The following is a 12,941-nucleotide window of genomic DNA, read 5'->3' on the forward strand; positions in this document are numbered from 1 at the left end:
GTGAATGTTCGGCTTTTTTATATTGGGTAATTATTATACTTTTCAGGTTCTTTCTCTATTTGATCATGCATAATATCAATTAACTCAATAGGAAAACGAGCCTTTTTTGATTCTCCATCTTTTTCATAAAAGACTTCATACATGACATCATCTTTTTTCACGATAATATTTGATAGCTTATGGTCATTTAGTAACATATTATTAAAAAGTTCATAGGTTTCTTGTGCTGCTGTATCATCTGGTCTTGCATCTACAACTACTTTGATTGTCAGCCAATTATAAATTGCATCTTGTAGTGAATTCATAAAGGATCACCTACTCTGTTTTAAAATCTTGCTTTTTAGATTGATGTAACCGAATTTTATAAATAATTAATATAAGTGCAGCTACCACAAGACCTTCAGCAACAGGTAGAAAAATCCCTAGAAATGTTAGAAACGTACCACCCAATGCTAAGAAAAAGTAAATAACTAGTGATTTTAGAATCGGTAGCTTTTTTGCAAAACCAAGTTTATAAACTATAATCGAAAGTCCCACGATCGTTAAATATAATAACCACATTCCTACTGTGGGGTTAGTATCGACTCTAAATAATGCAGCGAAAAAGGATAGTCTTTCAGCTATATCCATTTAATTCTCCCCCTTTGATCTTTCCATCTAAAAGGTAGTTCAAGAGGTCTAAAAAGAGCCACCTGAATCTCGATTCTTTTTAAACCCTTTGAACACATCACCCATTAAAAGTAACAGAAGACAAAGTTCACAATATATGTGTTTATTTTATAGTTTCAGCTAATTTCTTTTTCTTCGTAACTCTTTCACGTTCGCTTTTCTCTAATATCTTTTTACGTAAACGAATTGATTCAGGTGTAATTTCACAATACTCATCATCATTTAAATACTCAAGGGATTCCTCAAGTGACATTAAACGAGGTTTTTTCATTGTTGTTGTTTGGTCTTTGTTAGCAGAACGCATATTTGTCATTTGCTTAACTTTAACCACGTTAACCGTTAAGTCATTTTCACGAGTATGCTCCCCAACAATCATACCTTCATAAACATCCGTTCCTGGTTCAACGAAAATGGTACCACGATCCTCGATTCCCATAATCCCATACTGACTAGTTTTTCCGCTCTCCATCGAAATAAGAACACCTTGTCTGCGCCCACCTACTTGACCTGATGCCATCGGCTGGTAGCTGTCAAACGAATGATTTATAATACCGAAACCTCTAGTTAATGTTAAGAACTCTGTAGTATACCCAATTAGCCCTCGAGCTGGGACCATAAATACTAACCTTACCTGGCCATTACCATTATTAATCATGTCGAGCATCTCACCCTTACGCGCACCAATTGACTCCATAATAGAACCTGTATGCTCTTCAGGAACATCGATTTGAACACGTTCTACAGGTTCAGAGCGAACACCATCAATTATGCGTACAATAACTTCAGGTTTTGATACTTGGAGCTCAAAGCCTTCACGACGCATGTTTTCAATTAAGATTGACAAGTGAAGCTCACCACGTCCTGAAACAATCCACTCATCTGGTGAATCAGTATTTTCAACACGTAAACTAACATCTGTTTCTAATTGTGCACGTAGTCTCTCTTCGATTTTACGAGCGGTTACAAACTTACCTTCTTTTCCAGCAAACGGACTGTTGTTAACAAGGAATGTCATTTGTAATGTTGGCTCATCAATTCTTAGCACTGGTAGGGCGTCTTGATGTGTTACAGGACAGACAGTTTCACCAACGTTAATATCTTCCATTCCAGAAACTGCCACTAGATCTCCAGCTTTCGCTTCTAGAATTTCAATCCGTTTTAGTCCAATAAAACCAAACATCTTTGTAACACGAAATTGTTTGACAGATCCATCAAGCTTCATTAAAGCAACTTGTTCTCCGACTTTCATCGTTCCACGGAATACACGACCTATCCCAATTCGACCTAAGTAATCATTATAGTCTAATAATGCTACTTGGAATTGTAATGGTTCCTCACTATTATCTATCGGCGCTGGAATATTTTCTAAGATAGAATCAAATAATGCTTCCATATTTTCATCTTGTTTCTCTGGATCAACACTTGCCGTTCCATTAATTGCAGAGGCATATACCACTGGAAAATCTAATTGTTCTTCAGTAGCATCTAATTCAATGAATAGATCAATTACTTCATCAACAACCTCTGCGGGACGAGCAAAATCACGGTCAATTTTATTAACTACAACAATTGGCGTCAATTTTTGCTCAAGTGCCTTTTTAAGCACGAAACGGGTTTGTGGCATACAACCTTCATATGCATCCACCACAAGTAATACTCCATCAACCATTTTCATAATACGTTCTACTTCTCCACCAAAATCAGCATGCCCTGGTGTATCCATAATGTTAATTCGTTTATCTTTATAGTTAATCGCAGTATTTTTTGCTAAAATTGTAATACCACGCTCACGTTCGATAGCATTTGAATCCATTGCACGCTCTTCAACCTGTTCGTTTGTTCTAAATGTACCAGATTGATGCAATAATTTATCAACTAAAGTTGTTTTCCCATGGTCAACGTGGGCAATAATCGCGATATTACGTATATCATTGCGAATGTTCAAGTTTTTCATCTCCTAAATTCATCTCTTCTTTTATAACCTTTGATATTATACCATAAACATAGTAATAAAGAAGAATGTTTATTTTTTTAAATCCATTATTAATAAAAACAGGTGTAAAAATCATGTTATAATACACCTGCATCATCAAAAGGGGGACAAACTTTCATGAAATCCATTAATTACCCTATGCTAGGATTTGCTTTTGCTACAGCTTTTTTCATTATGTTGATTGGAGTTGCAATTTCATTTGGAAGCTTATTAGGCATATTATTATCAATTTTAGCTGTTTTTATTGTAATGGGCTTTGGTTTTGTGACTAAGAAGAAAATGCGCGAAAAAGGTGGGAACTAATTCCCTTCTTTTCGCGCATTTTACTTTTATTATAAGGGTCTAAAATTCTATTGATATCAATATAGTACCAATCCACAGCTTTGTAAGTGACTCTTACTAATTATCTCCAATATCACCAGGATAATCTTCATACTTTAAAATGATTTTCTAAAGTATTATCCTTAAGAATAGGATGATCGTATTCATTATTCTTAAAACTTTTTACTTTAATATGTATTCAGCTAGTATTTGTTTGTGCAATTCCCTTTTTGCAACTAAAATAGAATTCTCTCCTAAGTAGTTTAAAGATTTACCCTCTAAGGTTGTTACAACACCACCCACCTCTTCAATCAGAACAGCACCAGCAGCAAAATCCCAAGGAGACAATCGCATCGTAATGTATGCATCAAGGCGTCCAGTTACCACATATGCAAATTCAATGGCTGCAGAGCCATATGATCTAGTTCCTCTGACATGCTTAATCAAAGGTAACAGAACATTTGAATCAATTCGCTTATTATCTGTAACCCAGGTTGCGTTAATTCCTAATATGGCTTCATTTAATACCACTTCTTCTAATTTTTGAATACTAGTACCATTTAAAAATGCACCTTCACCTTTAACAGCATGGTACATTTCATCATGTACGACATCATATATTAACCCTATCTTACCAACACCATTTTCATAAACTGCTACTGAAATAGCAAAGTTACGTTGTTGATGGATAAAGTTCATCGTACCGTCTATAGGATCTATAATCCAAATCACACCGTCTAATGTAGTTACGCGATCTCCCACGCCTTCTTCGCCCAATATTTGATGTTCTGGGTAAGCTTTATTTATCTTGTCAATAAAATATTGCTCTGTATCCTTATCAATATTCGTAACTAAGTCATCAGCATTCGATTTTGTTTGAATCGATAATTTCGTTTTAAAGGAAGCTCGAATTCTTTTACCGGCCTCTTTCGTCCATTCAATTGCTTTTTTATTTATTTCATACCAATCGCTCATTTTTTGATCACCCTCCGGAGTTTAATCATTTGTATGTAATTAGTTACTAGCTTAATGGAAATTTAGAGCCAAACGCAAGTAGTATAAAGTGAAACTTCAATAAGCAGGATTTTTCTTCATCCCTCACTGATTATTAGTTGAACTTATACCGCTAGGAACGCGCACGTCCTGTGTGCTTCGCGGACCTTTAGGAGCAGACAATCCACCACCTAAACCTCTTCGAAATCATAGTGGCATGAGATAATTAAATATGAAAAACGAACCACATTGGTGTGATTCGTTTTTCATATTGTATTAAAACAAACTATTTGAACATTTCCTGTCTAATTTTTTCAAGCTTTTTTATACATTCGTTTTTTTTAGTCTCGTCATTATCTTTCATAGCATCGTAAAGGGTTGCCAATTCATAATCTAACTCAAGACGTAACACAGCTATACGTTTTTCACCGTCAACTCGCTTCAACAGGTTAGTCACTTGCTTCATTCCTTGCACCCCTTTCTTTTTTTTACATAATACTTGGCTTTCGTTGTTATAATTTTCTGATAGTGTATTTTATATATATTATGTCGATTAACAAACATTGCAACAAATTTGTGCTTATACCTATTTTTCTTCTTTCATCGATAAAAGACCTTGAGTATTTCATTACATATTCTCTTTAGGGTTATGTTACTATAATTAAAGCAAGTAATTTGGAGGTAAATAGTATGAATTTTACGGGATTCACCAAAGATGATTTTGAAGTCTTTAAAATTGAAGGGTTAGATAATCGAATGGATCTGCTGAGAAGCACCGTTCGTCCTAAACTTGAAGTCCTTGGACATCACTTTTCTCCGACATTGTCTACCTTAACAGGCGATGAGATGTTCTATCATGTTGCTAAACACGCAAGACGTTCCGTCAATCCTCCTAAAGATACTTGGGTTGCGTATGCAACTAATAAAAGAGGATATAAAATGTTACCACATTTTCAAATAGGGTTATGGGAGTCCCATCTCTTTGTTTGGTTTGCCGTAATATATGAATCACCTGTTAAAGAAGCATTCGGTAAAGTACTCAAAAACCATATAGGAGAGATAAAAAGCAGTATTCCCAACAATTTTGTATGGTCAGTGGATCACACAAAGCCAGATGCACTTAGCCATTTGGAAATAGCGGACGAAGATTTTTGCGCAATGTTCGAACGATTACAAACGATAAAAAAATCAGAAATATTGTGTGGTATTAACATATTGAGAAATCAGATAGAAGAAATGAGCCCCTTGCAACAATTAGATATGGTAGAAGATACATTCAGGAAGTTAATTCCATTATATCAGCTATCACAGAATATTTCAAAAGAGATGATTTAAGGACAGAGGTTACCCCTGTCCTTTTTAAAGGGTAAAAAAGTATTAAAGTTTTTTACCTTGTTTTTTGTGTTGGGGCTATCTGCTCTATTGATTTTCTTATTGAGAATATATTTAGCCTTTAATTTTTTGAATGGCCTCTGATTCCATTGCTTTTTTAATTATTTTGTATGAAGAATACCCAGTTGTTTCCTCAAATTCACCGCAAATTTTCTTTTCTTCTGATTTACTTGGTACAATTTCTTTAAATCTTTTATAGGCATTTATTAGTGAATTTCGTTCAACTCCACCTTCATATGCTTTTTCAACACATCCGAAAAATTTTATTACATCTACGATTTCATCTATTTTCCAATCATGAGAGATTGGGTATTGATAACTCACTTACCATACACCTCTTTATTTTTGTTAGGATCACACACTCTTTGGAATTAGTTTTTCCATTTTGTACGTATTCCTTCCGCCTCGGATATCATTCTTTTAAATAATTCTTCAACCGATGGTATATCATGTATTAACCCCATTACCTGTCCTGCCCATGCAAAGCCTTCATCGACCTTGCCTTCGTGTATATATCTTTTGTTAGCAATGCCACTTATATATTCTTTAAGGACTTCATACCCCTCATCTTTCTTTTCTAGCTCACATATCTTTGTTGTCCACGTATTTGCAATTACACGTGCAGGCATACCGATTGAACGTTTAATAACAACTGTATCATTTTCCGTTCCATTTACAAGTGCTTCCTTATAGACCATATTAGCATGAACGCATTCCTTTGTTGCAATAAACCTTGTACCCATTTCAATTCCTTCAGCTCCAAGACTTAAAGCAGCCATTAATCCTCGACCATCACCAATCCCACCTGAAGCTATGACAGGTATACTTACGCTATCAACAACTTGAGGAATTAATACAAACGTTCCTGTATCATCCTTACCTAAATGACCACCACCTTCTTGCCCAACTACCATAACAGCATCTGCACCCAGTTCTTCTGCTTTTTCAGCTTGACGTCTGGCTGCTACTAACACTAATTTTTTTATCTCAGTCCCTTTAAGCTGGTCAAATAATGGAGTAGGATTTCCACCAGTCATTGAAACTACAGGAACATTTTCTTCAATCGCAACCTCTAGCATATGGGAAAATGGGCGCCCGTGTTGACCAATTGCAAAGTTTACTCCAAATGGCTTAGTCGTTTGGTTTCGTACCTTTCTTATTTCTTCACGAAGCTCCTCAGGTGATTCTAAAGACATGGCCGTTATTTGACCTAGGCCTCCTGCATTTGATACAGCTGCTGCTAAATCTGAGTAAGCTAAATAAGCGAGCCCACCCTGTATAATTGGATACTGAATGCCAAATGTTTTCGTTACTCTCGTTTCCCAATTCAACTTAGTACTCCTCCTCTTTAACCTTCTACTTTACTTACTTTTCATTCTCTATAACGATATGAGAATCCTTTTTATTTTTGAAAAACATGTTTATTCCTTTACCCTATGAGAAAACTTAAGTAAGAATACGTTTTTTTCTATGCAAAAGAATCGTTTAATGCTATAATTCATTTGTTTTATCACATTTGGAATTGCCTATAAAGAAAGAAATCTCCAATAGACGGCACACGATTGCCAAAAAATATTTGTTAATTTAAAGAGGTGCAAAGCAAAATTGTCACAATTAGAAACACCGCTATTTAGTGGAATAGTTAACCATTCAAAAAAAAATCCTGTTCAGTTCCATATTCCAGGTCACAAAAAAGGCACTGGGATTGATCCAGAGTTTCGTGAATTCATTGGAGATAATGCCCTGTCCATTGATTTAATCAATATTGGCCCATTAGATGATTTACACCAACCAAAAGGGATGATTAAACAAGCACAAGATCTAGCTGCAAAAGCATTCGGAGCAGATCATACATTTTTCTCGGTTCAAGGAACGAGTGGAGCCATTATGACAATGGTAATGGCTGTTTGTGGGCCTGGGGATAAGATAATCGTTCCTAGAAATGTTCACAAATCAGTTATGTCTGCAATTGTGTTTTCTGGGGCTGTTCCTATTTTTATACATCCAGAAATAGATAATGATCTAGGCATTTCACATGGTATTACTACAGACTCGGTTAAAAGAGCCCTTGAACAACATCCCGACGCCAAGGGTGTACTCGTGATTAATCCAACCTATTTTGGAATTGCTGCAGACTTAAAACAAATTGTTACTATAGCTCATTCATATGAGGTACCTGTCCTAGTAGATGAAGCACATGGTGTTCATATCCATTTTCATGACGAACTACCGTTATCAGCTATGCAGGCTGGTGCTGATATGGCTGCTACAAGTGTACATAAACTAGGTGGTTCCATGACACAGAGTTCAATCCTTAATGTTCGAGAAGGCCTTGTCTCAGTTCAACGAATTCAGTCGATATTAAGTATGCTAACTACAACATCGACATCCTATTTGTTACTTGCATCCTTAGATGTTGCTAGAAGAAGATTAGCGACTGAAGGTCATGATCTTATTGAAAAAACGATTCGACTTGCAGAAAAGACACGTAAGGCGATTAATGAAATAGATAGTTTATATTGCATTGGCAGAGAAATAGTAGGCTCAAAAGCTACCTTTGATTATGATCCTACAAAGTTAATCATCTCAATAAAGGAAATAGGCTTAACAGGCTACGATGTTGAAGGCTGGTTAAGAGAAAAATACAATATCGAAGTTGAACTATCAGATTTGTATAATATTTTATGTATTATTACACCTGGAGATACCGAGAAGGAAACGGAGCTATTGGTTAAGGCACTAGCAGAGTTGGCAAGTGAATATAGACATCAAGAGGATCTTAACCATAAACCTGATGTTTTACTGCCAAATATACCATTACTTGCATTAACGCCTAGAGATGCTTTCTATTCTGAAACTGAAATCGTTCCCTTCGATCAATCAGCAGGACGAATCATAGCAGAATTTATCATGGTTTATCCTCCAGGAATTCCGATATTTATACCTGGTGAAATTATTACTGAAGAAAATTTAGCTTATATTCAAATGAATCTCGAAGTAGGGCTACCGGTCCAAGGACCAGAAGACCATGAATTAAAATCACTTCGGGTAATTAAAGAACATAAAGCAATAAGATAATAAAAGCGCAGGGCGCCCGCCTACCTGAGCGTCGATTAAAACCCGCCACGTCCTGTGGCGAACATCGACATCAGCACATCCTGTGCAAGTCAAGCATAAGACAAGCCGGCTGGAAGGTTGTTTCTTTACCTCCCGCACGGATTTGCTTATGACCTCAGGTCGGATGGCGTCTGGAGCTACCAAAACTAGGTGAAAATTTTATACTTTCTTACCTCATAAGAAAATAGCATGCAGTAACTGCATGCTTTTATTTATATTTTAAAATTGTCTATTCTTTATCTGTTTTGTTACAGTGGCACTCTTCACATTTAGCGTAGAGTGTAGTTACTTTTTCATCTTCAAAATGGTCAATAGTATTATTACAGATTTGACATATGATTGTTCCCATTTTCAAAATACCCCTCTCCAAGCCTCGTATTTATTCTGTATTAAAGCATCCATATTAAGCTATAATCCCAAGATTGAAAGCGCTTAATGTTATGTTACTTTTATAATAATATGGCATATATATTAAGTCAAGAACTAATTGTATGACACAATTAGTTCTCCCCTTGGCAAAACTGCTAAAATTTTCTATTAGTTTCATTTAAGAAAAGCGCAGGGCAGTTGCTCCTGAGGAACGTGATTTAAACCCGCCACGTCCTGTGGCAATTTCGACACTTGCACATCGTGTGCTTCGAGGACTCTGATGAAAGACGCTTTCTTTGCTTCTGCAGGAGGAGTTGAAGTTACCGTTTTTTATTTTTTATGCAATTTCGGGCATCAGATTGCCCTTTTGGTTACCGTTTTTTATTTTTTATGCGATTTCGGGCATCAGATTGCCCTTTTGGTTACCGTTTTCTATTTTTTATGCGATTTCGGGCATCAGATTGCCCTTTTGGTTACCGTTTTCTATTTTTTATGCGATTTCGGGCATCAGATTGCCCTTTTGGTTACCGTTTTCTATTTTTTGCTCGATTTCGGGCATCAGATTGCCCTTTTGGTTACCGTTTTTTATTTTTTATGCGATTTCGGGCATCAGATTGCCCTTTTGGTTACCGTTTTCTATTTTTCGCACAATTTCGGGCATCAGATTGCCCTTTTGGTTACCGTTTTCTATTTTTCGCACAATTTCGGGCATCAGATTGCTACTTTGGTTACCGTTTTCAATTTTTTGCTCGATTTCGGGCATCAGATTGCTACTTTGGTTACCGTTTTCAATTTTTTGCTCGATTTCGGGCATCAGATTGCTACTTTGGTTACCGTTTTCAATTTTTTGCTCGATTTCGGGCATCAGATTGCCCTTTTGGTTACCGTTTTCTATTTTTTATGCGATTTCGGGCATCAGATCGCTCTTTTGATTACTGTTTTCGATTTTTTGGAGTTACATTTTGGTTTGAAAGCCGACTCCTATTAGAAATCACTGATACAAGGTACTTTAGATACTGATGCCCAGATTGTTGATCTTTATGCTGTTTCCAAAACAAAAAGGGTGGCCTATAAATTCTGATACTATAAAAAAGTGCAGGGCGGCTGCTCATGAGGAACGTCGATTAAAACCCGCCACGTCCTGTCGCGAACATCGTCATCAGCACATCCTGTGTAAGCCAAGCGTAGGACCAGTCGGCTGCAAGGTTGGTCTTTAACCTTCCCGGAGCTAGACCACTTAACTAGTTAAATTTTTATTCTTTCTTCCCTTTGAAAAAAATCAGACCACAATATGGTCTGATTTTTTTCATTACTATTCATATTGGGTTTCAAAAGGAGTCTGTGGTAATGATGTCTTAAAAAATTCGGCGAGATCTGCTGCTTCTGCTTGGGTTTCGATGCGGAAAATACGTTGTAGGTAATCTAGATCCTCAATATCTTTTGGATCAAGGAGAGTAGAACGGCCTGTTTGCATACATATGACTAATGGTTTTCCAAAAAACATGTTAGTATAAATTATCCCGAAATCATAGCGGACATTCTCTGTTGTAAATCCAACAAAGCGTACCTTAACATTTTCTTGATCATCATAAAGTTTGTCAAATAGATTCATAGAATGCCTCCTCATTTTTTATTATCAGAATATTATTATAACTTAATTATACTTAAATGACAAGGTCATTTTCTGTTTATCAGTTGTCAACAACTTTTAATAAATGCTAGAATAAATAAGATGATATATTTAAAAGCTAATTTAGGAGTGAACGATCTTGGCAAACGCATACATAAAACTTGTTCCAGCCTCCACTAAACAAGAAATGACACTTGATGAGGTGAAAGAGCTTTTTTTCTACTATAAAGAGATAACTAGTAAAACAGGAAATCAATTGAGCTGGGAATATTCTGAGGTAGCCTTCCCTTACGACCTTAAAGCCAGTAATGATGGAAACCCTGACTGGTTTTATCTTAAATCAGATGACAGTCGTTATAATCTTATTCTTCTTGGTGTAGGTAAGGAGCTAATTGAAGAAGACGACGATAGTAAACGAGAACAGTATTATATTCAAGTAACACTACCTCAAGCTTCTACACACGGCGATAAAGGAAAAGCTAATGAATTCTGCAAATTCTTAGGAAAAAAATTAGAAGGTGAATTACAATTATTTAACGGTAGAACAATGTACTATTACAAAAGGAAGTAATATGTAAAGAGCAGAGAGATCCGCTTTCGAACTCAAACAACACGGTTAATTCACCGTGTTGTTGTTTGGTGTTTGAATACGATTTGGATCAACCATATCAAAACCTTTTGATTGTAAACCTTGAACGATATCATGCAATGCTTCATTCGTCCAAGCCCTATCATGCATTAAAAGGTTTGCCCCATTCTTAAGTAATGGTGTATTTACCATAATATCCACTAACGCATCCTTCGTTAAATATTCCTTTTCCCAATCATATCCGTAAGTCCAATTCATAACTTGCATTCCCTCTTCTAGAGCTAACGCTTTACTATAATCTGTATTAACACCATAAGGAGCTCGGAAAAATGTTGGTCGTTCTCCAGTTACTTCTTCAACTAAGTCATTCAAATTAATGATTTCTTTTCTTTGTTCTTCCTTTGTAAGGTTACTAAGATTAGCGTGAGTCATTGTGTGATTTCCAATTACGAAGCCCATGTCATAAATTTTTTTCAAATTTTCTTTTTCTGCTTCAGTATTAATAAAATGACCATTAACAAAAAAGATAGCGTTAACCCCTAGGTCTTTTAATGTCTGTGCCATTTCTAGAGAGTATTTTTCTGGTGCATCATCTATTGTTAATAGTACAATCTCATCATTTACATCACCAATCGGATCAATACCCCAGTTTTTACTGTTAACTTCATAGTCTGATAGAATAACTTCCTGTCCTTCAACAGCATCAGTATCTTCTGGTTCATTTAGTTTAGTATCATCATATCCCTTTTGTATTTGTTCGTTTTTGGTATCTTCTGGTTGAACGGCTACTTCTTCTATTTGAGGAACTGTGTTTACACCTTCTTTCCCATCCTGAGTATTTTGTTGACCACAACTGCCTAGTATGATTGAAAAGATGATAAACGCTGTAATTTTTTTCAAGCTGCTACCTCCCGTTAAGGATACTATTAATTATATTACAAGACTCGATGTTTATATAGTTATCCAAAACAATTGACGACTTGTAAAGAAGATTGCCAAAGAAATAATGGTTGCAAATGATGCATTTCGCTTTGATAAGCCCATTGAAGTTGCGACCCAATAGGCTAGATAACTAAATACAATAAATAGGATTAATTTTGACTTTATTCCGTCCTGTTTAGATACCCATAACGCAACCGTGTAACTACTCCAAATAAGAAATTGAATTAACAAAATCATATAAACTCTCATAGCTGAAAGCCCCTTCGTTTGAGAACGTTTTATCCCGCGTTAACGGGCAGTATAACCCCCACTTCAAACCTTAGAGAATTCGAAGAAGTTTTAGTGGGGATGAAAAAAACCCACTGAGGGAAGTTCCTTTATGTTATATATATGTTCAAAAGACGTGCACTATTTTTCATTTTTATAACAATTAGATGACAAGCAATAGAATTTTTTAATTACATGATAAAATAGATTTGAAATTTGTCGATTAATATAGAAAGAAGTGGACAATCGTTATGAGAAGCTTATCCGTTTTAATGTTTTCTGTACTTCTGCTCTCATCTTGTCAAATGGTTAATCCTTCACCATCCACAATACTCACAAATAGCACTGAAAAACAACTTATGTTTTTCTCAGATGAAAACAACTTGCAAAAAGAAGGTAATTACTATGATGCTTTATTAGAGATTAAGAAAAAATATCCTAATCAAGTAACTCAAATGAAAGTAATCCCTTCTAGTGAAAAGGTTCGCTATGCTAACTTCGAGGTTTCTACATACCCAACACTGCTGGTTATCAAAGAAAATGTAGTGATTACTCAAATTGAAGGAGAGTTAAGTAAAGAAGAAATAATAAAGCCACTTGAAATAGCCTTGTCTAATTAAAAAATCGCCCTCTAGTCGTATAGAGAGCGATTTTTGTTT

17 protein-coding genes are annotated in these 12,941 nt (G+C 35.8%); 5 read left to right on the forward strand and 12 right to left on the reverse strand.

Going from position 1 to position 12,941, the window contains the following annotated elements:
* Nucleotides 1-17 precede the first annotated feature (17 nt).
* The 3 genes from PY093_RS01260 to typA all read right to left on the reverse strand — a co-directional run bounded on the left by PY093_RS01260 (nt 18) and on the right by typA (nt 2,614).
* A complete protein-coding gene (locus PY093_RS01260; RefSeq protein WP_275644036.1) occupies nt 18-305 on the reverse strand; it encodes a hypothetical protein in 288 nt (95 codons plus the stop codon).
* 10 nt (nt 306-315) lie between these two features.
* Nucleotides 316-630 (reverse strand): YlaH-like family protein, encoded by a 315-nt coding sequence (locus PY093_RS01265; protein ID WP_275644037.1) that lies wholly within the window; start codon nt 628-630, stop codon nt 316-318.
* Nucleotides 631-772: 142 nt separating this feature from the next.
* Nucleotides 773-2,614 (reverse strand): translational GTPase TypA, encoded by a 1,842-nt coding sequence (typA, locus tag PY093_RS01270; RefSeq protein WP_275644038.1) that lies wholly within the window; start codon nt 2,612-2,614, stop codon nt 773-775.
* A 165-nt stretch (nt 2,615-2,779) separates the two neighbouring features.
* On the opposite strand from typA, the gene PY093_RS01275 reads away from it, so the two are divergent.
* Nucleotides 2,780-2,965: a DUF5325 family protein gene (locus tag PY093_RS01275; RefSeq protein ID WP_275644039.1), complete on the forward strand. Its 186-nt coding sequence runs from the start codon at nt 2,780-2,782 to the stop codon at nt 2,963-2,965.
* Between the two features lie 201 nt (nt 2,966-3,166).
* Here PY093_RS01275 and PY093_RS01280 read toward each other — a convergent pair whose 3' ends face one another.
* Complete coding sequence (locus PY093_RS01280) at nt 3,167-3,958, reverse strand: inositol monophosphatase family protein (protein WP_275644040.1); 792 nt, start codon at nt 3,956-3,958, stop codon at nt 3,167-3,169.
* A gap of 304 nt (nt 3,959-4,262) precedes the next feature.
* On the reverse strand, nt 4,263-4,442 hold the full coding sequence (locus PY093_RS01285) for a hypothetical protein (RefSeq protein WP_275644041.1): 180 nt from the start codon (nt 4,440-4,442) through the stop codon (nt 4,263-4,265).
* Nucleotides 4,443-4,666: 224 nt separating this feature from the next.
* Here PY093_RS01285 and PY093_RS01290 point away from each other — a divergent pair, with 224 nt between their 5' ends.
* The gene (locus tag PY093_RS01290; RefSeq protein WP_275644042.1) at nt 4,667-5,311 is read left to right on the forward strand and encodes a YktB family protein; all 645 of its coding nucleotides are present in this window, start codon (nt 4,667-4,669) and stop codon (nt 5,309-5,311) included.
* Between the two features lie 111 nt (nt 5,312-5,422).
* Here PY093_RS01290 and PY093_RS01295 read toward each other — a convergent pair whose 3' ends face one another.
* A complete protein-coding gene (locus PY093_RS01295) occupies nt 5,423-5,692 on the reverse strand; it encodes a UPF0223 family protein (RefSeq protein ID WP_275644043.1) in 270 nt (89 codons plus the stop codon).
* Nucleotides 5,693-5,739: 47 nt separating this feature from the next.
* The gene (locus PY093_RS01300; protein WP_275644044.1) at nt 5,740-6,699 is read right to left on the reverse strand and encodes an NAD(P)H-dependent flavin oxidoreductase; all 960 of its coding nucleotides are present in this window, start codon (nt 6,697-6,699) and stop codon (nt 5,740-5,742) included.
* A 274-nt stretch (nt 6,700-6,973) separates the two neighbouring features.
* Here PY093_RS01300 and PY093_RS01305 point away from each other — a divergent pair, with 274 nt between their 5' ends.
* Nucleotides 6,974-8,446, forward strand: coding sequence for an aminotransferase class I/II-fold pyridoxal phosphate-dependent enzyme (locus tag PY093_RS01305; protein WP_275644045.1), 1,473 nt, complete (start codon nt 6,974-6,976; stop codon nt 8,444-8,446).
* Nucleotides 8,447-8,714: 268 nt separating this feature from the next.
* On the opposite strand, the gene PY093_RS01310 is transcribed toward PY093_RS01305, so the two are convergent.
* The 3 genes from PY093_RS01310 to PY093_RS01320 all read right to left on the reverse strand — a co-directional run bounded on the left by PY093_RS01310 (nt 8,715) and on the right by PY093_RS01320 (nt 10,466).
* The gene (locus PY093_RS01310) at nt 8,715-8,834 is read right to left on the reverse strand and encodes a GapA-binding peptide SR1P (RefSeq protein ID WP_275644046.1); all 120 of its coding nucleotides are present in this window, start codon (nt 8,832-8,834) and stop codon (nt 8,715-8,717) included.
* A 612-nt stretch (nt 8,835-9,446) separates the two neighbouring features.
* Nucleotides 9,447-9,719 carry a hypothetical protein gene (locus PY093_RS01315; RefSeq protein WP_275644047.1) on the reverse strand — a complete coding sequence of 91 codons (273 nt, stop codon included), beginning with the start codon at nt 9,717-9,719 and terminating at the stop codon, nt 9,447-9,449.
* 447 nt (nt 9,720-10,166) lie between these two features.
* The gene (locus tag PY093_RS01320; protein ID WP_275644048.1) at nt 10,167-10,466 is read right to left on the reverse strand and encodes a DUF3055 domain-containing protein; all 300 of its coding nucleotides are present in this window, start codon (nt 10,464-10,466) and stop codon (nt 10,167-10,169) included.
* 154 nt (nt 10,467-10,620) lie between these two features.
* Here PY093_RS01320 and PY093_RS01325 point away from each other — a divergent pair, with 154 nt between their 5' ends.
* Nucleotides 10,621-11,055 (forward strand): DUF1885 family protein, encoded by a 435-nt coding sequence (locus PY093_RS01325; protein WP_275644185.1) that lies wholly within the window; start codon nt 10,621-10,623, stop codon nt 11,053-11,055.
* A 45-nt stretch (nt 11,056-11,100) separates the two neighbouring features.
* Here the strand turns inward: PY093_RS01325 and PY093_RS01330 are convergent, their stop codons facing one another.
* Complete coding sequence (locus PY093_RS01330; protein WP_275644049.1) at nt 11,101-11,973, reverse strand: polysaccharide deacetylase family protein; 873 nt, start codon at nt 11,971-11,973, stop codon at nt 11,101-11,103.
* Between the two features lie 51 nt (nt 11,974-12,024).
* Nucleotides 12,025-12,264 carry a hypothetical protein gene (locus PY093_RS01335; RefSeq protein WP_275644050.1) on the reverse strand — a complete coding sequence of 80 codons (240 nt, stop codon included), beginning with the start codon at nt 12,262-12,264 and terminating at the stop codon, nt 12,025-12,027.
* A gap of 269 nt (nt 12,265-12,533) precedes the next feature.
* On the opposite strand from PY093_RS01335, the gene PY093_RS01340 reads away from it, so the two are divergent.
* Entirely contained in the window at nt 12,534-12,902 is a 369-nt protein-coding gene (locus PY093_RS01340; RefSeq protein WP_275644051.1) for a thioredoxin domain-containing protein, read from the forward strand.
* The last annotated feature ends 39 nt before the right edge of the window (nt 12,903-12,941 follow it).

Source organism: Cytobacillus sp. S13-E01, assembly GCF_029193815.1.
Classification (GTDB): domain Bacteria; phylum Bacillota; class Bacilli; order Bacillales; family Bacillaceae_L; genus Bacillus_BV.